Origin of the sequence: Erwinia piriflorinigrans CFBP 5888 (genome assembly GCF_001050515.1) — a bacterium.
GTDB classification, from domain to species: domain Bacteria; phylum Pseudomonadota; class Gammaproteobacteria; order Enterobacterales; family Enterobacteriaceae; genus Erwinia; species Erwinia piriflorinigrans.
In genome coordinates this window covers 297,963-324,109 of the sequence record NZ_CAHS01000013.1, presented here as the reverse complement: position 1 = coordinate 324,109, position 26,147 = coordinate 297,963, and the positions used below count along the sequence as shown (strand labels likewise).

General features: G+C 51.6%; 22 protein-coding genes and 6 tRNA genes. 22 read left to right on the top strand and 6 right to left on the bottom strand.

Annotated features, from left to right (window positions below; translation table 11 throughout):
• Positions 1–132: 132 nt before the first annotated feature.
• Both fldA and fur read left to right on the top strand, forming a co-directional pair.
• Entirely contained in the window at positions 133–663 is a 531-nt protein-coding gene (gene fldA, locus EPIR_RS05975) for a flavodoxin FldA (RefSeq protein WP_023654418.1), read from the top strand.
• A 393-nt stretch (positions 664–1,056) separates the two neighbouring features.
• Entirely contained in the window at positions 1,057–1,500 is a 444-nt protein-coding gene (gene fur / locus EPIR_RS05970; protein ID WP_023654417.1) for a ferric iron uptake transcriptional regulator, read from the top strand.
• A 54-nt stretch (positions 1,501–1,554) separates the two neighbouring features.
• Here fur and mtr read toward each other — a convergent pair whose 3' ends face one another.
• The 4 genes from mtr to nagE all read right to left on the bottom strand — a co-directional run bounded on the left by mtr (position 1,555) and on the right by nagE (position 7,185).
• Positions 1,555–2,799, bottom strand: a complete 1,245-nt coding sequence (mtr, locus tag EPIR_RS05965; RefSeq protein ID WP_023654416.1) for a tryptophan permease — start codon at positions 2,797–2,799, stop codon at positions 1,555–1,557.
• 116 nt (positions 2,800–2,915) lie between these two features.
• Positions 2,916–3,305 carry a hypothetical protein gene (locus EPIR_RS05960; RefSeq protein WP_023654415.1) on the bottom strand — a complete coding sequence of 130 codons (390 nt, stop codon included), beginning with the start codon at positions 3,303–3,305 and terminating at the stop codon, positions 2,916–2,918.
• Between the two features lie 114 nt (positions 3,306–3,419).
• Positions 3,420–5,087 carry a glutamine--tRNA ligase gene (glnS, locus tag EPIR_RS05955; RefSeq protein WP_023654414.1) on the bottom strand — a complete coding sequence of 556 codons (1,668 nt, stop codon included), beginning with the start codon at positions 5,085–5,087 and terminating at the stop codon, positions 3,420–3,422.
• Between the two features lie 157 nt (positions 5,088–5,244).
• The gene (gene nagE / locus EPIR_RS05950) at positions 5,245–7,185 is read right to left on the bottom strand and encodes a PTS N-acetyl glucosamine transporter subunit IIABC (protein WP_023654413.1); all 1,941 of its coding nucleotides are present in this window, start codon (positions 7,183–7,185) and stop codon (positions 5,245–5,247) included.
• 334 nt (positions 7,186–7,519) lie between these two features.
• Between nagE and nagB the strand changes: the two genes are divergently transcribed.
• The 11 genes from nagB to EPIR_RS05895 all read left to right on the top strand — a co-directional run bounded on the left by nagB (position 7,520) and on the right by EPIR_RS05895 (position 14,322).
• Entirely contained in the window at positions 7,520–8,320 is an 801-nt protein-coding gene (gene nagB, locus EPIR_RS05945; RefSeq protein ID WP_023654412.1) for a glucosamine-6-phosphate deaminase, read from the top strand.
• A 96-nt stretch (positions 8,321–8,416) separates the two neighbouring features.
• Positions 8,417–9,565: an N-acetylglucosamine-6-phosphate deacetylase gene (gene nagA / locus EPIR_RS05940; RefSeq protein WP_023654411.1), complete on the top strand. Its 1,149-nt coding sequence runs from the start codon at positions 8,417–8,419 to the stop codon at positions 9,563–9,565.
• Positions 9,566–9,572: 7 nt separating this feature from the next.
• A complete protein-coding gene (gene nagC / locus EPIR_RS05935) occupies positions 9,573–10,793 on the top strand; it encodes a DNA-binding transcriptional regulator NagC (protein WP_023654410.1) in 1,221 nt (406 codons plus the stop codon).
• 22 nt (positions 10,794–10,815) lie between these two features.
• A complete protein-coding gene (locus tag EPIR_RS05930; RefSeq protein ID WP_048697002.1) occupies positions 10,816–11,568 on the top strand; it encodes an HAD-IIA family hydrolase in 753 nt (250 codons plus the stop codon).
• Between the two features lie 264 nt (positions 11,569–11,832).
• Positions 11,833–13,497, top strand: a complete 1,665-nt coding sequence (gene asnB / locus EPIR_RS05925; RefSeq protein WP_023654408.1) for an asparagine synthase B — start codon at positions 11,833–11,835, stop codon at positions 13,495–13,497.
• Between the two features lie 219 nt (positions 13,498–13,716).
• Positions 13,717–13,793, top strand: a tRNA-Met gene (locus EPIR_RS05920).
• A 13-nt stretch (positions 13,794–13,806) separates the two neighbouring features.
• Positions 13,807–13,891, top strand: a tRNA-Leu gene (locus EPIR_RS05915).
• Between the two features lie 19 nt (positions 13,892–13,910).
• Positions 13,911–13,985: transfer RNA gene (locus EPIR_RS05910), tRNA-Gln, on the top strand.
• A gap of 37 nt (positions 13,986–14,022) precedes the next feature.
• A tRNA-Met gene (locus tag EPIR_RS05905) sits at positions 14,023–14,099 on the top strand.
• Positions 14,100–14,106: 7 nt separating this feature from the next.
• A tRNA-Gln gene (locus EPIR_RS05900) sits at positions 14,107–14,181 on the top strand.
• Positions 14,182–14,247: 66 nt separating this feature from the next.
• A tRNA-Gln gene (locus tag EPIR_RS05895) sits at positions 14,248–14,322 on the top strand.
• 143 nt (positions 14,323–14,465) lie between these two features.
• Here EPIR_RS05895 and ubiF read toward each other — a convergent pair.
• Positions 14,466–15,644, bottom strand: a complete 1,179-nt coding sequence (gene ubiF / locus EPIR_RS05890; protein ID WP_023654406.1) for a 3-demethoxyubiquinol 3-hydroxylase — start codon at positions 15,642–15,644, stop codon at positions 14,466–14,468.
• A 190-nt stretch (positions 15,645–15,834) separates the two neighbouring features.
• On the opposite strand from ubiF, the gene miaB reads away from it, so the two are divergent.
• From miaB to EPIR_RS05845, 9 genes are all read left to right on the top strand, one after another.
• The gene (miaB, locus tag EPIR_RS05885) at positions 15,835–17,262 is read left to right on the top strand and encodes a tRNA (N6-isopentenyl adenosine(37)-C2)-methylthiotransferase MiaB (RefSeq protein WP_048696999.1); all 1,428 of its coding nucleotides are present in this window, start codon (positions 15,835–15,837) and stop codon (positions 17,260–17,262) included.
• A 259-nt stretch (positions 17,263–17,521) separates the two neighbouring features.
• The gene (locus EPIR_RS05880; RefSeq protein WP_023654404.1) at positions 17,522–18,571 is read left to right on the top strand and encodes a PhoH family protein; all 1,050 of its coding nucleotides are present in this window, start codon (positions 17,522–17,524) and stop codon (positions 18,569–18,571) included.
• Positions 18,568–19,035 carry an rRNA maturation RNase YbeY gene (ybeY, locus tag EPIR_RS05875; protein WP_023654403.1) on the top strand — a complete coding sequence of 156 codons (468 nt, stop codon included), beginning with the start codon at positions 18,568–18,570 and terminating at the stop codon, positions 19,033–19,035. The genes EPIR_RS05880 and ybeY overlap by 4 nt, the downstream gene beginning before the upstream one ends.
• A gap of 147 nt (positions 19,036–19,182) precedes the next feature.
• Complete coding sequence (gene corC, locus EPIR_RS05870; protein WP_023654401.1) at positions 19,183–20,061, top strand: CNNM family magnesium/cobalt transport protein CorC; 879 nt, start codon at positions 19,183–19,185, stop codon at positions 20,059–20,061.
• An 8-nt stretch (positions 20,062–20,069) separates the two neighbouring features.
• Positions 20,070–21,608 carry an apolipoprotein N-acyltransferase gene (gene lnt / locus EPIR_RS05865; RefSeq protein WP_023654400.1) on the top strand — a complete coding sequence of 513 codons (1,539 nt, stop codon included), beginning with the start codon at positions 20,070–20,072 and terminating at the stop codon, positions 21,606–21,608.
• A 450-nt stretch (positions 21,609–22,058) separates the two neighbouring features.
• Positions 22,059–22,988: an amino acid ABC transporter substrate-binding protein gene (locus EPIR_RS05860; RefSeq protein WP_023654399.1), complete on the top strand. Its 930-nt coding sequence runs from the start codon at positions 22,059–22,061 to the stop codon at positions 22,986–22,988.
• A gap of 324 nt (positions 22,989–23,312) precedes the next feature.
• On the top strand, positions 23,313–24,050 hold the full coding sequence (locus EPIR_RS05855; RefSeq protein ID WP_023654398.1) for an amino acid ABC transporter permease: 738 nt from the start codon (positions 23,313–23,315) through the stop codon (positions 24,048–24,050).
• A complete protein-coding gene (gltK, locus tag EPIR_RS05850) occupies positions 24,050–24,727 on the top strand; it encodes a glutamate/aspartate ABC transporter permease GltK (protein ID WP_023654397.1) in 678 nt (225 codons plus the stop codon). The genes EPIR_RS05855 and gltK overlap by 1 nt, the downstream gene beginning before the upstream one ends.
• 1 nt (position 24,728) lies before the next feature.
• Positions 24,729–25,454 (top strand): amino acid ABC transporter ATP-binding protein, encoded by a 726-nt coding sequence (locus EPIR_RS05845; protein WP_023654396.1) that lies wholly within the window; start codon positions 24,729–24,731, stop codon positions 25,452–25,454.
• A 106-nt stretch (positions 25,455–25,560) separates the two neighbouring features.
• On the opposite strand, the gene EPIR_RS05840 is transcribed toward EPIR_RS05845, so the two are convergent.
• Positions 25,561–26,043, bottom strand: coding sequence for a zinc ribbon-containing protein (locus tag EPIR_RS05840; protein WP_023654394.1), 483 nt, complete (start codon positions 26,041–26,043; stop codon positions 25,561–25,563).
• Positions 26,044–26,147: the final 104 nt, after the last annotated feature.

Genomic DNA, 26,147 nt, shown 5'->3' with positions numbered 1-26,147 from the left:
CGGGTGAGCACTCAGCAACAAATGTTGCCGTATTATAGATTTATCCGCCCGCGGCAGTCTGTTATCATTACGTCTATCTGCTTGTCATTCAGCAGTCACCATATCATTAAGATTCAAGAGGTTATTAAACTCATGGCACTTGTCGGCATTTTCTTTGGCAGCGACACAGGTAATACAGAAAACATTGCAAAGATGATCCAGAAACAGCTGGGTAAGGACGTTGCAGAAGTTCATGATATTGCCAAAAGCAGCAAAGAAGATCTTGAAGCCTTTGATATTTTGCTGCTGGGCATCCCTACCTGGTATTACGGTGAAGCGCAGTGCGACTGGGATGACTTTTTCCCTACCCTTGCCGAAATCGATTTTAACGGTAAGCTGGTTGCCCTGTTTGGCTGCGGCGATCAGGAAGACTATTCCGAGTACTTCTGTGATGCATTGGGGACCATTCGCGATATCATCGAGCCTAAAGGTGCAGTGATCGTCGGTCACTGGTCAACAGAAGGTTACACCTTTGAGGCATCAAAAGGTATGGCGGACGAAAACCACTTCCTCGGCCTGGCTATTGATGAAGACAGACAGCCAGAACTCACCAACCAACGCGTTGATCTGTGGGTCAAACAAATTTTTGATGAACTTCAGCTGCAAGAGATTATCGAAGCCTGAACAGTGTGATCTGGTGGGGGGTTAACTCACACCACTTTCACGGTTTTTGCTATAGATGCAATAGATTCAAATTTGTACCTTTCACCTGCGAAACGGTATAATACCCTTATCGGTTATCGGCTCTCTAAGCGCCCGTCTCATTTTTGACGACCCAGTCGGCTAATGAAAGATCGGTAGTGGCAGTTCGAAATGTTAACTTTGCACCACCCGGGCGCTAACTCCCTTGGAGGTAACGAATTTTATTCTTACCTCTGTCAGCGGTTTCTGGCATCCCTTTTGGTTTTCATTTCGACGTATCAGTTCTATACTGACTTTTATTCCGCTTTAGCGTCGACCGATGTTCAGGGCTTTACAGCCACTAAGTGACGAGCAAAGTAACAGGACAAAATCCGCATGACTGACAATAACACCGCATTAAAGAAGGCCGGCCTGAAAGTCACGCTTCCCCGACTGAAAATTCTGGAAGTGCTTCAGGAGCCCGAAGGCCATCACGTCAGTGCGGAAGACTTATATAAACGTCTGATCGACATGGGCGAAGAAATTGGTCTGGCCACGGTTTACCGCGTGCTGAACCAGTTCGACGACGCGGGGATCGTTACCCGCCACAACTTCGAAGGCGGAAAATCCGTTTTCGAATTGACGCAGCAAAAGCATCACGATCATCTGATCTGCCTGGATTGCGGTAAGGTCATTGAATTTAGTGACGAATCCATTGAGTCACGTCAGCGCGATATCGCCAAGCGTCACGGCATCAAACTGAGTAACCACAGCCTGTATCTGTATGGACACTGTGCTTTGGGCGACTGCCGTGAAGACGAGACCCTTCACGACCAGTGATCGTGCTTTCAAATGTTAAAACGGTGGCCTCTGTGCCACCGTTTTTTTTCCCTGCTACTGGGTATAAACCGGTAACCATCCGCCGTAAGACAGTATTGATACCACCGCATTCAAGGCCCCGAACACCAGTACCAGCACCACAGGCAACACGCCACCTCTTACCCGCCATGACGCCGTGACGAAGCGCTGACGCGCCCGCAAGGCGAGCAGTGCCGGAGTGATCACCGCCCAGACCGTTGCTGCCAGCCCGGCATAACCGATTGCCAGCAGAAAACCATTTGGCCAAATCATCGCAGCCGTTAACGGCAGGATAAACGTCAGAACCGTGGTTTTCAGCCGCCCGGTGGCTGAATTGTCCAGGCGGAATAAATCAGCAAGATAATCAAAGAAGCCGAGGCTGACGCCAAGAAATGAACAGGCGACGGCGAAATTAGAAAAAATGTCCAGCAGCAGATTCAGATTACGACTCTGCAACACGCCTGACAGGGCCGAGACCAGCACGTCAATATTGCCGCCCTGCGCGGCAATCGCCTTAAAATCAGCACGCGGAATATTGCCCATCGTGCCAATAATCCAGACAAAGTAAATCACCAGCGCCAGCAACGTCCCATAGAGCAGGCAGCGACTGATGCGACCAGCATCTTTGCCATAGTAGCCGATCAGACCGGCAATATTGCCGTGGTAACCAAAAGAGGCAAGGCAAAAAGGCACCACTATCCACAAATAGCGCAGGTAGTGACTCTCACCCGTGCCGCTGTCCAGCAGATTGGCCGGCTGGATATGCCATAGCAGCCCGCCGAAAATCATCAGAAAAGTGATCACCTTTGCGCCAAGAAAAATTAGCGCCATACGGCTCACTACGGCGGTCCCCAGCCAGATAAACAGCGCGACAAACAGCGTGAATAACAGCCCGGCGACGCGCGCCGATATGCCCACATTCAGCTGATTCAGACTGTGTTGAATGATTGCACCGCTGGCCGAGATATAGGCGTAAGTCAGGATGCTGAGGACAAATACCACCGAAAGGCCATTAAAGGCATTCCAGCCGCGCCCCATCAGATCGCGAGTGACGGTATTGAAACTGGCTCCGGCAGGATAGTGCAGGCTGGCTTCAAGATAGAGCAGCCCGGATAGCAACATGCAAAACCAGGTGACGATTAACATCATTGATGACCAGAGAAACCAGGCACCGGACATCACCACCGGCAGAGAAAACATACCGGCACCAATAATGGTGCCGCCGATAATTAGGGTACCCCACAGCGTGGAGGGGAGAGCAGCAGAAGCGGGTGCAGCCATAGCAAATCCTTAGCGAAAAACAGAATAAAAACGCCCTCGCCGGGATATTCCACTGGCTAAACGGCATTAACGCCGCACAGTTTACCTGCAATCACACCATCGAACTAGTACAGTAATTAGTTGACAACCATTGTTTCTTGTAAATAGTGCCAGCGCGGTGGATTGCAGGCGCAATCAATCACCGCTAAGGAAACACGATCGGTGCAATGATCCCCCTGCTGCTGTAGCTCGTGATACTGAATGACCGCCTGCTGGCCAAACTGCGCGATAAGCTGGCACCGCTCAATGGTGATAACCACACCCTTTCGTTCTCCTGACAAACGTGTAAACAACGCGGCAACCTCATCCAGCGACAGCGTTTTACCGGCCGGGGTAATCATGGTGAATTCTGGCGCGAAATGACCGAGCAGCTGCGGAATTTTACTGCCGTCGCCATTGAATACATCGGTAATGATCTCATGCAGCACGATAACGCTGTGACTGGCTTGTTCAGTTAATTCTGACATGTCATATCCTTAATTCCGGAGCGGTGAAGACAACGATATCAATCACAAGGACACCATGAGCAATGAACGAAAAAAAAGGGCGAATCATCGCCCTTTTCACACATGAAATCCGACTTATTCGCCGTTTTTAGCCCAGGTGTCGCGCAGACCCACGGTACGGTTAAATACCAGCTTAGTCGGGCTGGAATAAACGCTGTCAGCGCAGAAATAGCCTTCACGCTCGAACTGGTAAGGAGCAGATGCCTGCGCTTGTTGCATACCTGGCTCAACAAAGCCCTGGCGGATAACCAGCGAGTCAGGGTTAATGGTGGTGAGGAAATCCTCCGCCGCCGCCGGGTTAGGCACGTTGAACAAGCGATCGTACAGGCGAAATTCTGCCGGCAGCGCGTGTTCTGCTGAAACCCAGTGGATGACGCCCTTCACTTTGCGGCCATCGGCCGGGTCTTTGCTCAGGGTATCGATATCGCAAGAGCAGAACAGGCAGGTAATATTGCCCGCTTCATCCTTCGCTATCCGCTCGGCTTTAATAACGTAAGCATTACGTAAGCGCACCTCTTTACCCAATACCAGACGCTTATAGTGCTTGTTCGCTTCTTCGCGGAAGTCGGCACGATCGATATAAATCTCGCGGCTGAACGGTACCTGGCGCATACCCATCTCCGGCTTATTGGGATGATTCGGCATGCTAATCGTCTCTTCATGATGAGCAGGCAGATTTTCAATCACCACTTTGACCGCATCCAGAACCGCCATCGCACGAGGTGCGTTTTCGTTGAGATCGTCACGAATACAGCTTTCGAGCGCGGCCATCTCCACGATGTTGTCCTGCTTTGTCACGCCAATACGGCGGCAGAACTCACGAAGAGATCCTGCGCTGTAGCCACGGCGGCGCAGGCCGGAGACGGTGAGCATACGCGGATCGTCCCACCCCTCCACCACCTTCTCCGTCACCAGCAGGTTCAGCTTGCGCTTGGACATGATGGCGTACTCAAGATTGAGGCGTGAAAACTCATACTGGCGCGGGTGTACCGGAATAGTGATGTTATCCAGCACCCAGTCGTACAGACGGCGATTATCCTGGAACTCCAGGGTACACAGTGAGTGCGTGATCCCTTCAAGCGCATCGGATATGCAATGGGTAAAGTCATACATCGGATAGATGCACCACTTGTTACCGGTCTGGTGGTGGTCTGCAAACTTGATACGGTAGATAACCGGATCGCGCAGCACGATAAAATGGGAAGCCATATCGATTTTGGCGCGCAGGCAGGCGGTGCCTTCGGCAAACTCACCGTTACGCATTTTCGCGAACAGTTCAAGATTCTCTTCCACGCTGCGGTCGCGGTACGGGCTGTTTTTACCTGCTGATGTCAGGCTGCCACGGTATTCACGGATCTGCTCAGGTGACAGTTCGTCTACGTAAGCCAGACCTTTACCGATCAGCTCAACGGCATAGTTGTGCAACTGTTCAAAATAGTCAGATGAGTACCGTATTTCACCGCTCCACTGGAAGCCAAGCCACTGCACATCACGTTTAATTGACTCAACAAATTCCAGATCTTCTTTCACCGGATTGGTATCGTCAAAACGCAGATTACACTCTCCCTGGTAGTCTTGCGCAATACCAAAATTCAGACAAATCGATTTGGCATGGCCAATATGCAGATAGCCGTTTGGCTCAGGCGGGAAACGGGTGTGCACCGTGCTGTGCTTACCGTTCGCCAGGTCTTCGTCAATGATCTGACGAATAAAGTTAGTTGGGCGGGCTTCAGCCTCACTCATCTCAATTTCCTCAACAATGCATGGCATAAATTAGCGTCGAAATAACGGGGTATGATCCACCAAGCAAGAAAGTGAAACAACCGTTTGTTGCGGGAAATTCATAAAAAAAGGCGGGGAATGGCTCCCCGCCCTGCAACAACCGCCTTAACCGCGCGGCTTAGCCATTAATTTCATACAGACGCGTCTCACCGGCTACCACCGTTTCACCGGCAAGCAGCGTTAAACCAGCAAAATCATCCATGTTGCTGACCACGACCGGACTGACCATTGAGCGCGCATGCTCATTAAGGAATGCGAGGTCCATTTCCAGTATCGGTTGTCCGGCCACCACCTCTGCCCCCTCTTCAGCCAGGCGAGTGAATCCTTTACCCTGTAGCGCCACGGTATCCAGCCCCATGTGTACCACCACTTCTACCCCTTTAGCCGTTTCCAGGCAGAAAGCATGGTTGGTATTGAAGATTTTCACCAGGGTGCCGGCTGCCGGCGCGACAACGGTGCTGCTGGTTGGCTGAATAGCCAACCCATCGCCGACAGCTTTACTGGCAAAGGCTTCGTCCGGCACGCGATCGATAGCCACCACCGTTCCGCTGACCGGAGCCACCAGGGTCGCAACGATGCCTTTGGCGCTATTGGGTACAGCCTGTGGCGCTACTTGTGCGGTAACCGTACCACTCGTCGCTGCGACAGGCCCCCGATCGATCAGTTTTTTCATCTGTTCGGCGATCGATTCGGCTTTCGCGCCAACAATTACCTGAATCGTCTGCTTGTTCAGCTTCACCACGCCTGAAGCTCCCAACCTTTTGCAGGCGGCATCATCCACTTGTGACGCGTCTTTTACAGACAGACGCAGGCGGGTAATACAGGCATCAATGACGTTGAGGTTATCTGAACCACCTACCGCCCCAATATACTGGCGGGAAAGCTGGGCCAATCCTTCTTCGGTATTACTGTTGACACCTTTCATATTTGTCTGCTGTTCAGAAGTATCGTCACGCCCCGGCGTTTTCAGGTTGAAGATACGGATAACCGCACTAAACAGTAAGAAATACACCATGAAAGCAATCAGGCCCATCACCAGCAGAAGCCAGACGTTATGGCTCGCGGCAGGCAGCTTATACATTAATGCGTAATCAATCGCGCCTGCCGAGAAAGAGAACCCGCCATGAATGCCCAGCGCGGTTGCCGCAAACAGACTGATGCCGGTCAACAGGGCATGGATTAAATATAGCGCCGGGGCCAGGAACATAAACAGGAATTCCAGCGGCTCGGTTACCCCGGTCAGAAACGCGGTTACCGCCACGGAAAGCAGCATTCCACCAACCATCGACCGGCGTGCTTTAGGTGCTGCCAGGTACATTGCCAGCGCTGCGCCCGGCAGACCAAACATCATGATCGGGAAGAAGCCAGACATAAACATCCCCGCCGTACCGTCTCCGGCATAGAAGCGGTTGATGTCGCCGTGGAATACCGCACCGGCAGCATTGGTGAACTCACCAATCTGGAACCAGGCAATCGTATTTAATACCTGATGCAGTCCGGTTGGGATCAGAAGACGGTTAACCAGGCCGAAAATACCGGCACCCAGCGCACCTTCTGACACAATCCACTCACCGCCGGCATGAATAGCGGCCTGCACCGGAGGCCAGACGTAGCCGAATACCGCAGCCAACACCAGACAAAAGAAGCCGGTCGCGATCGGCACAAAACGTTTGCCACCAAAGAAGCTGAGGAAATCAGGGAGTTTAATATCAGCCCAACGGTTGTAGGTCATACCGGCAATCAGACCGGTAATAATTCCCGCTAAAACGCCCATATTTACTGTCGGGCTGATCGTCACCATCGCTTTTGTCATGATGAAGTAACCCACTGCACCAGCCAGTGCGGCCGCCCCAGCGTTATCTTTAGACCAGGTAGAGGCCACCCCGATAGCAAAGATAAGCGGAAGATTGTCGAAAATCGCTCCGCCGCCCTGAGCAATAAATGACATATTGAGTAAATCAGGCTGACCAAAACGCAGCATCAGCGCAGCCACTGGCAGTACCGCTATCGGCAGCTGTAATGACCGCCCTAATCGTTGAAAGAATCCCAGAATATTCACTTTTCCCCCCGCTGTGCCCGCTTAATTCAGGCGACATAAAACTGCATTAATTGCTGTGTGTTTTAACAACCCGTTTTACCATACAAAATACGAAACAGAGTCTAGAAACAATAAATTCGCATCGCAAATTAAATCACCGCTTATGTGATTTTAGTCACTCTAAAAGCCAACTCAATGGGTGAAGAGGCTGGCAAATAAGGCTCACTTATTTTATGATTCGAAAAATCAAAACAGATGTTCACTTCTTTCTGAAGGTTATAGCATTACGCTTTTTCAACAACAGTTTGAGCATCGGTTTTACACTTACCACCCTACTCTCAAAATGAGGTGCAAAATGAGACTGATCCCTCTGTTAACACCAGACCAGGTAGGCAAATGGGCTGCACGCCATATTGTCAACCGCATCAATGCGTTTAAACCCACTGCCGAGCGCCCGTTTGTACTTGGCCTGCCCACCGGCGGTACGCCGCTGCAAGCCTACAAGCATCTCATCGACATGCATAAATCGGGCCAGGTCAGCTTCAGACATGTTGTCACATTCAACATGGATGAATATGTCGGGCTGCCAAAAGAACACCCGGAAAGTTATCATAGCTTTATGCATCATAACTTTTTTGATCATGTTGATATTCCAAGTGAAAACATTAATCTTCTCAATGGCAATGCTGCCGATATTGACGCAGAATGTCGCCAATATGAGGAGAAAATCCGCGCTTATGGAAAAATACACCTGTTTATGGGAGGAGTCGGTAACGATGGCCATATCGCGTTTAACGAACCGGCCTCATCGCTGGCCTCCCGCACACGTATTAAAACGCTGACTCATGATACGCGCATTGCCAATTCACGCTTTTTTGGCGGTGATGTCAACCTGGTTCCTAAGTACGCCCTCACCGTGGGCGTGGGAACGCTGCTGGATGCCGAAGAGGTGATGATTCTGGTTACCGGTCATCTGAAAGCGCAGGCGCTGCAGGCAGCCGTAGAGGGCAATGTCAACCATATGTGGACCATCAGCTGTCTGCAGCTGCATGCTAAAGGCATCGTGGTCTGTGACGAACCCGCGACGATGGAATTGAAAATGAAAACCGTGAAGTATTTCCGTGAAATGGAAGCGGAAAATATTGAACATCTGTAGTGAGCGTCGGGCAATATCGTTATAACAGACCCACTCCTGCCGTGACCATCCGCTACCCGGCAGGAAAGGAATATGAGTAGAGTCAGGAGAATAATTATGTACGCTTTAACCCAGGGCCGAATTTTTACCGGCCACCGTATTCTTGAGCGACATGCGGTAGTGATTGCCAATGGCCTGATTGAACGTATTTGTCCGCTGGAAGAGCTCCCGGCCGGGATTGAAATTCATGAGGTGGGTGATGCCATTATTGCCCCTGGCTTTATCGACCTACAGCTTAATGGCTGCGGCGGCGTACAGTTCAATGATGATATGGCGGCGATCGGTGTTGAAACGCTGAAAATCATGCAAAAAGCCAACGAAAAATCTGGCTGCACCAGCTTTCTGCCGACGTTGATCACCAGCAGTGATGAGTTAATGATGCGTGCGGTAGAGGTGATGAGAGCCTGGCTGGCGCAGAACGCTAATCAGGCGCTGGGCCTGCATCTTGAAGGCCCCTGGCTCAATCCGCTGAAAAAAGGCACCCATAACCCGGATCTGATCCGCTCCCCCAGCCATGAACTCGTTGAATTCCTTTGCGCTAACGCCGATGTGATTAGCAAAATTACTCTGGCCCCCGAAAAAGTTGACGCTGCGGTTATTCGTCAGTTACGTGATGCGGGCATCGTCATCTCTGCTGGCCACTCAAACAGCACCTATGAGGAAGCCTTGAACGGGATTGATGCCGGGGTGACGTTCTCCACTCATCTTTATAATGCCATGCCCACCACCAGCGGTCGCGCCCCCGGTTTGATTGGTGCACTGTTCGATTCGCCTGACGTGTGGTGTGGCATTATCGCTGATGGTTTGCATGTCCATTACACCAATATTCGTAATGCTAAACGTATCAAAGGCGACAAGCTGATACTGGTCACGGACGCGACCGCCCCCGCAGGAGCTTGCATTGATCGGTTCATTTTTGCTGGCAAAACAATATACTATCGTAATGGGTTATGTGTTGATGAAAACGGCACTCTCAGTGGTTCGGCGCTGACTATGATCGAAGCTGTGGCTAACAGCGTCGAACATGTCGGCATCCCCCTTAATGAGGCGCTGCGCATGGCAACGCTATACCCGGCGCGTGCAATTGGCGTGGATAAAACACTGGGGACGATTGAAGCTGGAAAAGTGGCCAATCTGACCGTGTTTACCCGCGACTATAAAATCACCCGGACCATCGTTAATGGTAACGAGGTCTTAAGCGAGTAGATATTTAATGACCACCGGCGGCCAGGCTCAAATTGGAAATGTTGATCTTGTTAAACAGCTTAATAGCGCGGCCGTCTATCGGCTCATCGACCAGCAGGGCCCTATATCACGGATTCAAATCTCTGATCTTAGCCAGCTTGCGCCCGCCAGCGTCACCAAAATCACCCGCCAACTTATCGAACGTGGGCTGATCCGTGAGGTCGACCAGCAGGCTTCAACCGGAGGACGCCGGGCCATCTCCATCATCACTGAAACTCGCGGCTTTAATACCGTAGGCGTCCGTCTGGGACGAAGTGATGCCACAATAATGCTTTTCGATCTTAGCGGTAAATCACTGGCAGAAGAACGGTATCCCCTGCCGCAGCGCACGCAGGAAGCGCTGGAAGAGGCGCTGTTTAAGGCGATTGCCGACTTCTGCGAACAACATCAACGTAAGCTGCGTGAGCTTATCGCTATTTCGGTGACTTTACCGGGTTTGGTCGATCCGTTTAACGGTATCATCCGCTACATGCCGCACATCAGCGTCAACTGCTGGCCGCTGGTTGCTCATCTGGAAAAACGTTTCGGCTTAGCCAGTTTTGTCGGGCACGATATCCGTAGTCTGGCGCTGGCCGAGCACTATTTTGGTGCGTCACGCGACTGTTCGGACTCCATTCTGGTGCGTGTACATCGTGGTACCGGTGCCGGTATCATCGCCAATGGCGGTATCTTCCTCGGCAGCAAGGGTAATGTCGGTGAGATTGGGCATATTCAGGTTGATCCCTTAGGCGAACGCTGCCACTGCGGGAACTTTGGCTGCCTGGAAACCATTGCAGCTAACAACGCAATTGAGCACCGCGTGCGTCATCTTCTCACCCAAGGTTACCCGAGTACTCTTACGCTGGAACGCTGCCAGATGCCGTCGATTTGCCAGGCGGCCAATCGCGGGGATGCATTGGCCAGTGAAGTGATCGAGCATGTTGGCCGCCATCTCGGCAAAGCTATTGCCATCGCCATTAACCTGTTCAACCCACAAAAAATCGTTATTGCTGGCGATATTATCGCAGCTGATAAAGTGCTGCTGCCAGCGATTGAAGGCTGCATTAATGCGCAGGCTCTTAAAGCCTTTCGTAAAGACCTTCCGGTGGTACGATCTCAGATTGACCACCGCTCGGCAATCGGCGCTTTTGCTCTGGTAAAACGTGCGATGCTGAACGGTATTCTGCTGCAACGCCTGTTGGAAAGTTAATTAATAGATGGACTCTGAACGCATGACAATAAAGAACGTAATCTGCGATATAGACGGCGTGCTGATGCACGATAATACCGCCGTACCCGGTGCTCGCGAGTTTTTACAACGCATCCTGGGCAATGATATGCCGCTGGTGGTGCTGACTAACTACCCATCACAAACCGCAATGGATCTGGCTAACCGCTTTGCCTCCGCTGGCATTGAACTTCCTGACAGCGTGTTTTATACCTCCGCAATGGCTACTGCCGACTTTTTGAAACGTCAGGAAGGTAAGAAAGCCTTTGTTATCGGTGAAGGAGCGCTGATCCACGAACTCTATAAAGCGGGATTCACCATTACCGATATCAATCCTGATTTCGTTATTGTCGGAGAAACGCGCTCATTCAACTGGGATATGATGCATAAAGCAGCCAGGTTTGTTGCCAACGGGGCGCGTTTTATTGCCACCAATCCCGACAGTCATGGCCACGGGTTTTCACCAGCCTGCGGCGCGCTCTGTGCCGGCATTGAAAAAATTTCCGGCCGCCAGCCCTTCTATGTTGGTAAGCCCAGCCCGTGGATAATGCGTGCGGCGCTCAACAAGATGCAGGCGCATTCCGAAGAGACGGTTATCGTTGGCGATAACCTGCGCACCGATATTCTTGCCGGGTTCCAGGCTGGGCTGGAGACTGTTTTGGTGCTGTCGGGGGTTTCCACACTCAGTGATATTGACGCCATGCCATACCGCCCAACCTGGGTTTATCCTTCCGTCGCTGATATTGACATTTTCTAGCACACTGCCCGGTTCGCCGGGCATCGCCATGCCTCTTCGTACAATTTTCATCCTCACCTTGCCCTAAAATGAAGATTCATCAATTAAATTACCTAAAAATTGCATATCCGCTAATATTTCCATCCGGTCAACAGGCTAATTTTCATCAATTCGTTAAAATACTTGCATCACCTGCCGCGTTAGCGCATTTTCATAGACATCACGCGATCACTGTCGCGTAAACCCCATATTTTCACCGCAAATTAAGTCGTTAGGGAGCTGCATATGTGTTCTATTTTTGGTGTACTGGATCTGAAAAGCGATCCTGCTGAACTTCGTAAGAAAGCGCTTGAGCTATCACGCCTGATGCGTCACCGTGGCCCGGACTGGTCCGGCGTTTACGCTGACGACCATGCAATCCTCGCTCACGAACGCCTGTCTATCGTCGACGTTAACAACGGCGCACAGCCGCTTTACAACGCAGCACATACCCACGTTCTTGCGGTGAACGGTGAAATTTATAACCATCAGGCGCTGCGCGCTGAATTGAGCGACCGCTATGAGTTCCAGACCGATTCTGACTGTGAAGTGATTCTGGCTTTGTACCAGGAGAAAGGCATCGACTTCCTGGACGATCTTCAGGGAATGTTCGCCTTTATCCTGTATGACAGCGTGAAAAACACTTACCTGATTGGCCGCGACCATATCGGCATCATTCCACTGTATATGGGCAATGACGAGCACGGAAACCTGTTTGTTGCTTCAGAAATGAAGGCGCTGGTTCCGGTGTGCCGCAGCATCAAAGAATTTCCGGCGGGCAGCTACCTGTCCAGCACCGACGGCGAGATCCACCGCTACTGGCAGCGTGACTGGTTTGACTATTCGGCTGTCGAAAACAACACCACGGATGCTCATGTGCTGAAGAATGCGTTGGAGGAGTCGGTTAAAAGTCACCTGATGTCGGATGTTCCTTACGGCGTATTGCTTTCTGGCGGGCTGGACTCTTCTATTATCTCCGCAATCACTAAGCGTTATGCAGCGAAGCGCATAGAAGATGAAGATAAAAGCGAAGCCTGGTGGCCTCAACTGCACTCATTTGCCGTGGGCCTGGAAGGATCGCCGGATCTGAAGGCTGCGAAAACGGTGGCTGAACATCTGGGTACGGTACATCACGAAATCCATTTTACCGTGCAGGAAGGTCTGGATGCCATCCGTGATGTGATTTACCACATCGAAACTTATGATGTGACCACCATTCGCGCCTCCACGCCGATGTATTTGATGTCACGTAAAATCAAAGCGATGGGCATCAAGATGGTGCTGTCTGGCGAAGGTGCAGACGAAGTCTTTGGTGGCTACCTCTATTTCCATAAGGCCCCGAACGCCCGCGAATTCCATGAAGAGAACGTACGCAAACTTCATGCCCTGCATATGTTTGACTGTGCGCGCGCTAACAAAGCGATGTCCGCCTGGGGTGTTGAAGCGCGCGTTCCTTTCCTGGATAAAAAGTTCCTTGATGTGGCGATGCGAATCAACCCACAGGACAAAATGTGCGGCAGCAATGGCAAAATGGAAAAACATATTCTGCGTGAATGCTTTGCCTCCTACCTGCCAGAAAGCGTGGCATGGCGTCAGAAAGAACAGTTCTCTGACGGCGTTGGCTACAGCTGGATAGATACCTTGAAAGAGATGGCCGCAGCACAAGTTAGCGACCAGCAGCTGGAGACCGCGCACTTCCGTTTCCCTTACAACACGCCAACGTCGAAAGAAGCGTATCTGTACCGCGAAATCTTTACAGAGCTGTTCCCAATACCTAGCGCAGCAGAGTGCGTGCCGGGTGGGCCATCGGTGGCCTGCTCTTCGGCGAAAGCCATTGAGTGGGATGAAGCCTTCAAAAACATGGACGATCCGTCAGGGCGTGCCGTAGGCGTTCACCAGTCCGCTTATTAATAAGCAGCAGATTATCAAACCGATACGGGCGTTATCGCCCGTTTTTCTTTCTCTTTGCCCTGACCAACCCCATAATCCGTTGCTTTTATGGTCATGATGGTTACAAGGCAGTCAATCAGCACGGATCTGGTAAAAAACGGGAAAAAACTAGTTGACGCATTTGGGTCAACTTAGCATAATGCGCCCCGCAACGCCGATGAAGGTGACGCAAAAAAAGAAGGCTACTTAGCTCAGCTGGTTAGAGCACAGCACTCATAATGCTGGGGTCACAGGTTCGATTCCCGTAGTAGCCACCATCTTTTTTTTTGCGCGGGAGTGGCGAAATTGGTAGACGCACCAGATTTAGGTTCTGGCGCCGCAAGGTGTGCGAGTTCAAGTCTCGCCTCCCGCACCATTTCAGAAGCTTGCACGGATGGGGTATCGCCAAGCGGTAAGGCACCGGCTTTTGATGCCGGCATTCCCTGGTTCGAATCCAGGTACCCCAGCCATTTTTTTAGATTGATTTGTAGTACGCAGTAAAATTCAGGCTACTTAGCTCAGCTGGTTAGAGCACAGCACTCATAATGCTGGGGTCACAGGTTCGATTCCCGTAGTAGCCACCAATTTTATTGGGGTGTCGCCAAGTGGTAAGGCTCTGGTTTCTGATACCAGCATTCCGGGGTTCGAATCCCTGCACCCCAGCCATATTAAGACGGCTGGTTTTACGAGTCGCAAAGAAAAAGACGCCTGGTTCGCCAGTCGCATAAAAATTGGGGTGTCGCCAAGTGGTAAGGCTCTGGTTTCTGATACCAGCATTCCGGGGTTCGAATCCCTGCACCCCAGCCACAAAGTAAAAAAGCCCGCTTTCGCGGGATTTTTTACGTCTGCATGTCGGATAAAGAAAGACGAGCCTACTGTTTTGAACTGCCCCCAAAGGTAGGACACCCAATTGATTAAGGTGCAGTTCATTTCGCGGGCCTGCCGGAAACTTACAATCCCAACGCGTAGCGCAAAGCCTGACGTTTCAACACTCCCGAATGCTGCGCCACTATCAGCCCCAGGTTACGTACCACCTTCAACGGCGCCAGCTGATTGCTAAAAGTGAAATAAAACAGATCCATTCCGCTTTGCATCAGCAGGTTATCTTTAAGACGCTTACGTTGATAACGCATCAATACCGCAGCGGACGACCAGTCCTCCGCGCGCGAACGTGACTCGCTCAGCACCGCAATCAGGGCATCCACATCACGATAACCCAGGTTTACCCCCTGACCGGCTAATGGATTAATGGTGTGTGCCGCGTCGCCCACCAGGGCCAGCCCCGGCAGGATATAACGCGTCGCGTGCCGACGTACCAGCGGGAACGATCCCGCAACCAACGGCGTCACTTTGCCAATACGCGCCGGAAAATGCGCCTGAATCTCTTTTTTTAACTGCGGCATACTCATCGCCTGTAATTGGCGAATACGCGCTGGTGTGTCATACCAAACCAGCGAGGCCCAGCGATCAAACAGCGGCAGAAAGGCGCGTGGCCCCTGCGGCGTAAACTGCTGCCAGGTGGTATCCCCCGCCGGATGCTCACAGCGCACGCTGATTAGCATGCACGATTGCGCATAGTTCCAACCATGAATACCAATACCTGCCAGCTGGCGCACCTGCGAATTAGCCCCGTCAGCCCCAACGACCAGCCGCGCCTGCAACGCCTTGCCATTATCCAGCGTCATCTGCCAACCGCCATTTACCTGCTGTAAATCCAGCAAGCGCGTCGGGCAAAGCAGGTTTACGTCCTGCTGCTGCAAACGTTGCCACAGCGCACGCTGTAAGACGCTGTTCTCAACCATAAAGCCTAGTTCAGGTAAGCCCAGCGACTCAGCGTCAAAGCTCACCTGGGCCGTTTGCCACTCCCAGGTTTCCAACTGACGATAGGCGGCGCAACGCATATTCAGCACCTGCGGCCAGACTTCCAGCTGCCGTAGTAAGCCAACTGAAGCTGCACCGATCGCCGAGATACGCACATCAGGGTCGGCAGATGAATCAAATTCAGGCGGCTCCTCCTGTTCCAACACAGCCACCTGAAAGCCATGTTCCGCCAGGCCGCTCGCTAACGCTGCTCCCACCATGCCACCGCCGACTATCGCCACATCGACCTTTTGCTTTATTTCCATCATTTTTCCCTCACCGGCTGCATCAGACGCACCCTGCAGCTACACCTCACCGGCCGAATTCTGTTATCCTGAATGTTATTAAGTGTACCGGATTTTTCAGTAATATTCTGAACCCCGCTGCATCGGTTTAACAGGCTGCGCAAGACGACAATACGCGCCCTGCACTTCATTCTGCATGACAAATGGCAAGTCAATGACAAAAAAACTGCATATCAAAACCTGGGGCTGTCAGATGAATGAGTATGACTCATCCAAAATGGCTGACCTGTTAAACAGCACTCACGGTTACACACTGACTGAACAGGCAGAAGACGCCGATGTGTTGCTGCTCAATACCTGTTCAATTCGTGAAAAGGCCCAGGAAAAAGTTTTCGCTCTGCTTGGCCGCTGGAAAAAGCTGAAAGAGTCAAATCCCGACGTGATCATTGGCGTTGGCGGCTGTGTGGCATCGCAGGAAGGGGCTCAAATCCGCCAACGAGCCAGCTGCGTGGATATCGTCTTTGGCCCACAAACGTTACATCGCCTGCCGGAAATGATTAATAGCGTTCGCGGTACCAGAAGCCCGGTGGTCGACGTGAGCTTCCCTGAAATTGAAAAGTTTGATCGGATGCCAGAACCCCGCGCTGATGGGCCGACGGCTTTCGTCTCAATTATGGAAGGCTGTAACAAATATTGTACCTTCTGCGTAGTGCCTTATACCCGTGGTGAAGAGGTCAGTCGGCCTTCAGACGACATTCTGTTCGAGGTTGCCCAGCTGGCAGCACAAGGCGTACGTGAGGTCAATCTGCTGGGGCAGAACGTCAACGCCTATCGCGGAGAAAACTTTGATGGCGGCATTTGCTCATTTGCCGAGCTGCTGCGTCTGGTGGCTGCGATTGACGGTATCGACCGCATTCGTTTTACCACCAGTCACCCCATTGAATTTACTGACGATATCATTGAAGTCTATCGTGATACGCCAGAGCTGGTCAGTTTCCTGCACCTTCCGGTACAGAGTGGTGCTGACCGCATTCTGACGCTAATGAAACGTGCACATACTGCGCTGGAATATAAGTCTATTATTCGTAAGCTATTGGCGGCGCGTCCGAATATCCAAATCAGTTCAGACTTTATTATTGGTTTCCCGGGTGAGTCCCAGGCGGATTTCGAGCAGACGATGAAACTGGTAGGCGAAATCAACTTTGATACCAGCTACAGTTTTATCTACTCTGCCCGGCCCGGAACCCCGGCGGCCGATCTGCCGGACGACGTTTCGGAGGATGAGAAAAAGCAGCGTCTGTATATCCTGCAAGACCGCATCAACCAGCAGGTCATGGCATGGAGCCGCCGTAAACTCGGCACTATCCAACGTATTCTGGTTGAAGGTACTTCACGTAAGAATGTGATGGAACTCTCTGGTCGTACCGAATGTAACCGCGTGGTCAACTTTGAAGGGTCGCCGGAACATATCGGTAAATTCGTCGATGTGGAGATAACCGATGTCTACGCCAACTCGTTACGCGGTATTTTACTGCGCGGGGAACATCAGATGGATCTGCGTACCATAGAGACTCCGGCATCTGTGATTGCACGCACCCGTAAAGAGGATGAGCTGGGCGTTGCCACCTGGCTCCCTGAATAATGTGGATGACAGGAAGGCGGTGAATGGTGACATGCTGATAAACCCGCTCGGATGAGTGATGCGGATAAATGCGGCGAGGGTTCAGCTTTCGCCGCATGATTTCATGACAGGGCACTTGCTTTCTGAACGCCGCGCCCAAATAGTTATCCAGACGATTGCAGCTTTGCACTGCCTGCATTAATTTCCTCATGGCTCCGGCAATAAGCCTGGACTGACATTCATTTTCTCAACCTGGCCCTGTGTGACCCAAAGGATTAGTTTGAATATTGAAACGCGTGAAATAACCCTGGAACCTGTAGACAACACGCGGCTGTTGAGCCTGTGCGGCCCGTTTGATGACAACATCAAACAGCTTGAGCGCCGTCTGGGCATAGAGATAAACCGCCGCGATAACACCTTTAAACTGGTGGGTCGTGCGCTGTGCGTCCATGCTGCCGTTGATATTCTGCGCCATCTTTATGTTGATACTGCCCCGGTACGCGGCAACATTCCGGATATTGACCCGGAACACATTCACCTTGCGATCAAAGAGAGTCGTGTGCTGGAGCAGACTGCCGAAAGCGTTCCGGAATATGGCAAAGCGATACATATCAAAACCAAACGTGGGGTGATCAAACCACGCACGCCTAATCAGGCACAGTATCTGGCGAATATACTTGACCATGACATCACCTTTGGCATCGGTCCGGCGGGTACAGGTAAAACTTATCTCGCTGTAGCGGCTGCCGTTGACGCACTGGAACGCCAGGAAATTCGGCGCATTCTGCTAACGCGTCCGGCAGTTGAAGCCGGTGAAAAACTCGGCTTCCTGCCAGGCGATCTCAGCCAGAAAGTGGATCCCTATTTGCGCCCGCTTTACGACGCGCTGTTTGAAATGCTTGGCTTTGAGCGGGTTGAAAAGCTGATGGAGCGTAACGTCATCGAAGTTGCCCCCCTCGCCTATATGCGCGGCCGCACGCTGAATGATGCGTTTGTTATCCTTGATGAAAGTCAGAACACCACCATCGAGCAGATGAAAATGTTCCTGACGCGTATTGGGTTTAACTCCAAAGCGGTGATCACCGGTGACGTCACGCAAATTGACCTGCCGCGCAATATGAAGTCCGGGCTGCGCCATGCGGTGGAAGTGCTATCCGATGTGCCCGATCTGAGCTTTAATTTCTTCCACAGTGAAGACGTGGTACGGCATCCTGTGGTAGCAAAAATTGTTGTTGCCTATGAAGCCTGGGAAGCCGCCGACCAAAAAAAACGTGAAGCACAGGCGGAAGAACGTAAACGTGAAGCCCTGGCTATACAGGAGAATAAATGACCCAAGTAATTCTGGACCTACAGCTCGCCTGCGAAAGCGAACAGGGTCTGCCAAATGAAACCGACTTTCAGCGCTGGCTGGAAGCGGTACTGCCGCAGTTTCAGCCGGAAAGCGAAGTGACTATCCGGCTGGTGGATGAAGCGGAAAGCCATGAGTTGAACCACACTTATCGCGGCAAAGATAAACCGACTAACGTTCTGTCTTTTCCTTTTGAGGCACCACCAGGCATCGAGCTACCGCTGCTGGGCGATCTGATTATTTGCCGTCAGGTCGTCGAACAGGAAGCGGTTGAGCAGGGAAAAACGCTGGAAGCTCACTGGGCGCATATGGTTGTCCACGGCAGCCTGCATTTGCTGGGCTATGATCACATTGAAGATGATGAAGCTGAAGAGATGGAATCACTGGAGACCGAGATAATGCTTGCTCTTGGTTATCCCGATCCGTACATTTCGGAGAAAGAATGAGTTGTCTTTTACGGCGACTCAAACCGCGCTCCCTGCCATAATGGCGGGGATACGCTGATATCCGGCTGGTTCACCAGCCACTACGCCTGCCTTGGCTTTTGCCGTGGCAGCCGATCCCATTAGAAGAGAGACAAACTCAAAAACGCCATGAGCGATGACCATTCACAAAACAACGACAGTCCCGCGAGTAAAAAGGGATTTTTCACTCTGCTTCTCAACCAGCTGTTCCACGGTGAGCCAAAAAACCGCGACGACCTGCTGGAGCTGATACGCGACTCAGAACAGAACGATCTGATAGACCCGGATACCAGGGACATGCTTGAGGGGGTGATGGATATTGCCGACCAGCGTGTACGTGACATTATGATCCCCCGCTCCCAGATGGTCACCCTCAAGCGTAACCAGACGCTGGAAGAGTGCTTGGGCGTGATTGTTGAATCTGCCCACTCGCGTTTCCCGGTCATCAGTGAAGATAAGGATCATGTTGAAGGCATCCTGATGGCGAAAGATCTGCTGCCGTTTATGAGCAGTGGTTCAGAACCTTTCAGTATCGAAAAGGTGCTGCGCGCGGCCGTGGTCGTCCCCGAAAGCAAGCGTGTTGACCGTATGCTCAAAGAGTTCCGTTCACAACGCTACCATATGGCGATTGTGATTGACGAATTTGGCGGCGTCTCCGGGCTGGTCACGATTGAAGATATTCTTGAGCTGATCGTCGGGGAAATCGAAGATGAATATGATGATGTAGAAGATCGCGATATTCGTCAGCTGAGCCGCCACACTTACACCATTCGCGCCCTCACGCCAATCGAAGACTTCAATGAGGTTTTCGGCACACAATTCAGCGATGACGAGGTGGATACCATCGGCGGGCTGGTGATGCAGGGCTTTGGCCATCTGCCTGCTCGGGGTGAAAGCGTTGAGATTGATGGCTACCAGTTTAAAGTGGCGATGGCAGACAGTCGGCGCATCATACAGGTCCACGTCAGAATACCGGAAAATTCGCTTCAACCGACTCTGGAAGAATAATAAACGCTATGGCAATCGCCTCTATTTACCAGCGCCAGTGGGTTCGCCTGCTTTTCGCGTTGATGACGGGTGCCATCGGCACCCTCAGTTTTTCCCCCTACAACTTCTGGCCAGCCGCTCTTATCTCGCTGTTTGGCCTACAGGCGCTAACGCTTAACCGTAAAACACGTCAGGCATGCGCCATCGGCTTCGCGTGGGGTTTCGGGCTGTTCGGCAGTGGGATTAACTGGGTCTATGTCAGTATCGCCACCTTTGGCGGTATGCCCGGCGCAGTTAACGTCTTTCTTGTCATACTGCTGGCGGCTTACCTGTCGTTGTACCCCCTGCTGTTTGCCGGATTACTCAACCGCCTGTGCCCGAAGACTTCGTTACTGCGTCTCGCGCTCGCTGCACCAGTACTCTGGCAACTCACGGAGTTTTTACGAGGCTGGATACTGACCGGATTCCCCTGGTTGCAGTTTGGCTACAGCCAAATCAGCGGCCCGCTAAAAGGGCTGGCACCTTTGCTCGGGGTGGAAGGGATCACTTTTCTGCTGATGGTCATTGCCGGACTGGCAGTACATGCCGCGTTTCAGCGCCGGCTTACCGTCGCCGTGGCCGCGCTGGCATTTCTGTTACTGCCGTGGCCACTGCGCAATATCATCTGGTTCCAGCCGCTGCCGAAGCGAGCGGTCGAGGTGGCTTTAGTGCAAGGTAACATTGAGCAATCGTTGAAATGGGACCCAAATCAGCTGGTCAATACTCTGAAAACTTACACCAGACTCAGCCGCCCGTATGTCGGTAAAGCGCCAATTATTATCTGGCCGGAATCGGCTATTCCCGATCTGGAAGCCAATCAGCAACCCTTCCTGAAAACCATCGATGAACAGCTACGTGCGTCCGGCAGTAGCCTGGTGACCGGCATTGTTGATTCCCGTCTGGAGAGCAACCGTTACCACGATTACAACTCGATCATCGTGTTGGGCGGTACGCAGCCGTACAACTATTTCAGCGGCAGTCGCTATCAAAAAAATCATCTGGTGCCTTTTGGCGAGTTCGTGCCGTTAGAATCACTGCTGCGCCCGCTGGCACCCTTTTTCGACCTGCCTATGTCTTCATTCAGCCGTGGGGCATATGTCCAGCCCCAGCTACAGGTTGCAGGCTATAATCTGACGGCAGCCATCTGCTATGAGATTGTGCTGGGCCAACAGCTTCGTGACAACTTTCGTCCGAATACCCATTTCCTGCTAACGATTTCCAATGACGCATGGTTCGGTCACTCAATTGGTCCGTGGCAACATCTGCAAATGGCGCAGATGCGCGCACTGGAATTGGGCCGTCCCTTATTGCGCAGCACCAACAATGGTGTGACGGCGGTTGTTGATGCGAGTGGTGATATCACACAGATCATTCCACAATTCGAATCTGGTGTGTTGGCAGCAAAAGTCACTCCAACTACTGGTCTCACGCCCTATGCACGAGTCGGCAACTGGAGCATCTGGGTGATTTCGCTGTTGTTTGCTGTCACTGGCCTGCTCTGTGCCAGGTACTCACGCCGAACCCCATGATCCTCACCGAGCGCGCTTAATACGGTTCTACGCCGTATTAAGCGCATCTTTATCTCCGCAAACCTGACATTCTCCTCCCCTGATAACTCTCCCCTCCCCTTGCCAACTCAATGTCTCTTCCTGTTACAAAATTTAAAAATTGGCATGATGTTTGCTAAAAATAACGTGAAAACTGGCGCTGTCCGGACTGAACCTGCGGAGAAATAACTATCGCACCTTTAAAGCGCATCGTTCGCACCGTGACGAAACATTACCAGCAACGCTGCGCAAAATTGGTGCGGCTTAGCTCTCAAAAAAGAAACCTTTTTGTTTCATAACATTAACATTCAGTTATGTTGGTTGGGGATCACAGCGCTTTTAGTTCGAATTTAAAACAGATAATCAAACGCAAAATAACCATATCTCGTCGGCGTCGATTTAGTTAGCGCCATAACTGAAAGGAGTTTAAATATGAAATTTCGGAAACTGGGACTTTGCCTGGCTCTGGCAGGCGTTGCCTCCGGTATTGCTCATGCGGAGGATGCGAAAACACAAGCCGCGACCGATGGGCAGCAACAAACTTCCACTTTGGAGAAAATTGCTAAAACTGGCGTGATTGTGGTTGGCCACCGTGAATCGTCCGTTCCCTTCTCCTACTACGATAATCAGCAAAAAGTGGTGGGTTACTCTCAAGATTATTCCAACGCGATCGTAGCAGCCATTAAGGCAAAGCTGAACAAACCCGACCTACAGGTAAAAATGCTGCCTGTTACCTCACAAAACCGTATTCCTTTATTACAAAATGGAACCTACGACTTCGAATGCGGCTCCACCACCAACAATCTGGAGCGCCAGAAGCAGGCAAGCTTCTCAAACAGTATCTTTGTCGTCGGTACCCGTCTTTTGGTTAAAAAAGGCGGTGCAATTAAAGACTTCGCAGACCTGAAAGGGAAAACGGTTGTCGTCACCTCTGGCACCACCTCTGAAATTCTGCTGAACAAACTGAATGACGAACAGAAAATGGGCATGCGTATCATTAGCGCCAAAGATCACGGTGATTCTTTCCGCACGCTGGAAAGTGGTCGCGCGGTGGCGTTTATGATGGACGATGCTCTGCTGGCTGGCGAACGCGCTAAAGCGAAGAAACCGTCTGACTGGGAAATTCTCGGGACGCCTCAATCTCACGAGGCCTACGGCTGCATGCTGCGTAAGGGCGATAGCGAATTTAAAAAGCTGATGGATGACGCCATCGTTCAGGCGCAAAACTCCGGTGAAGCGGTAAAATGGTTCGATAAATGGTTCAAACAGCCTATTCCACCGAAAAATATGACCATGAACTTCGATATGTCAGATGACATGAAGACACTGTTCAAAACACCTAACGATAAGGCAATGAATTAATAACAAAAAAATCGCCCAATATAACTGGCGTGGCCACGGATTATCATACCCGTAACCCGGAATTATCAGTAAGGGGTTGCTGGGGATGGCGTCCTTTACACGTCAAGTATCGCGGGTTAAAGGGTGATACTTCGCCCTGCGATTGTTGAACTCGGGCTCGGACAGACACCGTCCGGCTGATATTGCTCAAGCCATACGGCCGGGCGAAGATGCAAACCGGTCGTTCCCCGGTGCGCATAGCTACCCTGACAGACGTAAGGGTATTGGAGCCGCTCATCAATCTTCAGGGTAGCCCTCGCTACCCTTTTTTTACCGGAGTGTTTTATGTCTATCGATTGGAACTGGGGAATATTTCTTCAAGAAGCCCCGTTCGGAAATACAACCTATCTTGGGTGGCTTTGGTCAGGTTTTCAGGTGACTATCGCCGTTTCAGTCTGCGCCTGGGTCATCGCCTTGTGCGTTGGCTCATTGTTCGGCATTTTACGTACTGTGCCCGGACGCCTGCTATCTTCTCTTGGTGCCTGTTACGTTGAGCTGTTCCGCAACGTGCCGCTTATCGTTCAATTCTTTATCTGGTATCTGGTCATACCCGAACTGTTGCCAGAAAAGATTGGCATGTGGTTTAAATCGGAAATCGACCCGAATATTCAGTTTTTTACCTGTTCGGTGCTTTGCCTGGGCCTGTTTACCGCTGCCCGCGTTTGCGAACAGGTGCGTGCAGCCATCCAGTCCCTGCCCAGCGGACAGAAAAATGCTGGCCTGGCGATGGGGTTAACCCTGCCACAAACCTATCGTTACGTCCTGCTACCTAATGCTTATCGGGTCATCGTACCGCCTATGACCTCGGAAATGCTTAACCTGGTGAAAAACTCGGCCATTGCTTCTACCATCGGCCTGGTCGATATGGCCGCTCAGGCGGGCAAGCTGCTGGACTACTCTGCTCATGCCTATGAATCTTTTACTGCGATTACCCTGGCTTATATCGCCATCAACGCGGTTATTATGCTGCTTATGGGGCTGGTTGAACGTAAAGTACGCCTGCCAGGCACGGGAGGTAAGTAATGTACCAATTCGACTGGAGTACGATTGTCCCTAATCTGCCGTGGCTATGGAACGGTATGGTGATAACGCTGAAAATTACTTTTACAGCGATAGTTTTTGGCATTATCTGGGGCACTATGCTGGCGGTTATGCGCCTGTCGTCATTTAAGCCGATAAGCTGGTTTGCCAAGATCTACGTCAACCTGTTTCGCTCCGTACCGCTGGTGATGGTGCTACTGTGGTTCTATCTGGTGGTCCCAAGCTTCCTGCAACAGGTGCTGGGGCTTTCACCCAAAACCGATATCCGCCTTATCTCGGCAATGGTTGCCTTCTCTCTGTTTGAAGCCGCCTATTACTCTGAAATTATTCGCGCCGGCATCCTTAGTATCGCTCGCGGTCAGGGTAATGCGGCCCTGGCGCTCGGCATGACCCGCTGGCAGTCTATGCAGCTGATTATCCTGCCACAGGCGTTCCGGGCTATGGTTCCGCTGCTACTGACGCAGGGTATCGTGCTGTTCCAGGATACGTCACTGGTGTATGTATTGAGCCTCGCCGACTTTTTCCGTACCGCTGATACCATCGGCGTCAATAACGGTACTGAGATTGAAATGGTGCTGTTTGCCGGTGCAGTTTACTTTGTTATCAGCCTTAGCGCGTCGCTGTTGGTCAGCTACTTAAAGAAAAAAAGGACTGTTTAAAATGATTACCCTGAAAAACGTTTCTAAGTGGTATGGTCACTTTCAGGTGCTGACCGACTGCACAACCGAAGTTAAAAAAGGGGAAGTCGTCGTCGTTTGCGGCCCTTCCGGTTCCGGCAAATCGACACTGATCAAAACCGTTAACGGACTGGAGCCGGTTCAGCAGGGAGTGATCGAAGTCAACGGCACGGCGGTTAATGATAAAAAAACCAATCTGGCGCAGCTGCGTTCTAAAGTTGGCATGGTGTTTCAGCATTTTGAACTGTTCCCTCATTTGTCTATCGTCGATAATTTAACGCTGGCGCAGGTGAAAGTACTGAAACGTGATAAGCAGGAAGCGCGCAGTAAGGGGTTAAAATTGCTGGAGCGTGTTGGTCTTGCTGCCCATGCCAATAAGTTCCCGGGGCAGCTATCCGGAGGGCAGCAGCAACGCGTGGCCATCGCCCGTGCACTTTGTATGGACCCTATCGCCATGCTGTTCGATGAGCCAACGTCCGCTCTTGATCCAGAAATGATCAACGAAGTGCTGGACGTCATGGTTGAACTGGCAAACGAAGGCATGACCATGATGGTGGTCACTCACGAAATGGGCTTTGCACGTAAGGTGGCTAATCGGGTTATCTTTATGGACGAAGGTAAGATCGTTGAGGATTCCCCTAAAGATGAGTTCTTCAATAATCCGCAGTCGGAGCGCGCAAAGGACTTCCTGGCGAAAATCCTGCATTAAGGTTGCCTGCTGCGGTGTGAGTTAGCCGCAGAAAAAATGTCAACGGTAGCCTGTACGTAAGGTATTTTCCGCACAGGCTGCACGCGATGTTGGGCAACCCGCAAAGCTAAGGTTCAAACGGCTGGCGCGCAAATTGGTCATGTCCACACTGCGCACAACGTGTCAGTACTTCCGGCGTATAAATGGCACGGGTAAACTGACACTGTTCGCAGACCAGATTCCCCAGCCCCACAACCTCACCACTGTGATACACCCCGTGGTGATTCAGATCCTGAAACACTTCGCGCCACTCAAGCTGGCTTCTGTCTGTAATATCCGCCAACTCTTTCCACAGACTCTGGCGGATAACCCGCATAAACACGCTTTCGCCGAGCTCCTGCTGATGCTCCGCGTAGCTACGGGCGAACTCTTCCAAATCGCGACGCACCGCATGAGTCACCTCATCAATTTCGTCGCGGGTTAATTCCCCACGGTTATACATACGCTGACGCGCACTTTCGACCAGAGCATCTATATCACGCTCTCCGCGCTCCAGGCGCACCGTCATCGAAGACACAAGCTCACGATAATACTGAGCGACCTTGTTCATAGACACTCCTTTTATGAATAGCGAAAGCGTTTCTACTCATTCTAGCGCCCGTGAGAAATTTTCAGTGATTTTGCATTCATAATTGCCAGCGTGATTCCAGCTTA

Bases quoted from the DNA above. Each gene is read 5' to 3' on its own strand.
- fldA (WP_023654418.1), top strand. From the start codon at position 133: ATGGCACTTGTCGGCATTTTCTTTGGCAGCGACACAGGTAATACAGAA.
- fur (WP_023654417.1), top strand. From the start codon at position 1,057: ATGACTGACAATAACACCGCATTAAAGAAGGCCGGCCTGAAAGTCACG.
- mtr (WP_023654416.1), bottom strand. From the start codon at position 2,799: ATGGCTGCACCCGCTTCTGCTGCTCTCCCCTCCACGCTGTGGGGTACC.
- EPIR_RS05960 (WP_023654415.1), bottom strand. From the start codon at position 3,305: ATGTCAGAATTAACTGAACAAGCCAGTCACAGCGTTATCGTGCTGCAT.
- glnS (WP_023654414.1), bottom strand. From the start codon at position 5,087: ATGAGTGAGGCTGAAGCCCGCCCAACTAACTTTATTCGTCAGATCATT.
- nagB (WP_023654412.1), top strand. From the start codon at position 7,520: ATGAGACTGATCCCTCTGTTAACACCAGACCAGGTAGGCAAATGGGCT.
- nagA (WP_023654411.1), top strand. From the start codon at position 8,417: ATGTACGCTTTAACCCAGGGCCGAATTTTTACCGGCCACCGTATTCTT.
- nagC (WP_023654410.1), top strand. From the start codon at position 9,573: ATGACCACCGGCGGCCAGGCTCAAATTGGAAATGTTGATCTTGTTAAA.
- EPIR_RS05930 (WP_048697002.1), top strand. From the start codon at position 10,816: ATGACAATAAAGAACGTAATCTGCGATATAGACGGCGTGCTGATGCAC.
- asnB (WP_023654408.1), top strand. From the start codon at position 11,833: ATGTGTTCTATTTTTGGTGTACTGGATCTGAAAAGCGATCCTGCTGAA.
- ubiF (WP_023654406.1), bottom strand. From the start codon at position 15,644: ATGATGGAAATAAAGCAAAAGGTCGATGTGGCGATAGTCGGCGGTGGC.
- miaB (WP_048696999.1), top strand. From the start codon at position 15,835: ATGACAAAAAAACTGCATATCAAAACCTGGGGCTGTCAGATGAATGAG.
- ybeY (WP_023654403.1), top strand. From the start codon at position 18,568: ATGACCCAAGTAATTCTGGACCTACAGCTCGCCTGCGAAAGCGAACAG.
- corC (WP_023654401.1), top strand. From the start codon at position 19,183: ATGAGCGATGACCATTCACAAAACAACGACAGTCCCGCGAGTAAAAAG.
- lnt (WP_023654400.1), top strand. From the start codon at position 20,070: ATGGCAATCGCCTCTATTTACCAGCGCCAGTGGGTTCGCCTGCTTTTC.
- EPIR_RS05860 (WP_023654399.1), top strand. From the start codon at position 22,059: ATGAAATTTCGGAAACTGGGACTTTGCCTGGCTCTGGCAGGCGTTGCC.
- EPIR_RS05855 (WP_023654398.1), top strand. From the start codon at position 23,313: ATGTCTATCGATTGGAACTGGGGAATATTTCTTCAAGAAGCCCCGTTC.
- gltK (WP_023654397.1), top strand. From the start codon at position 24,050: ATGTACCAATTCGACTGGAGTACGATTGTCCCTAATCTGCCGTGGCTA.
- EPIR_RS05845 (WP_023654396.1), top strand. From the start codon at position 24,729: ATGATTACCCTGAAAAACGTTTCTAAGTGGTATGGTCACTTTCAGGTG.
- EPIR_RS05840 (WP_023654394.1), bottom strand. From the start codon at position 26,043: ATGAACAAGGTCGCTCAGTATTATCGTGAGCTTGTGTCTTCGATGACG.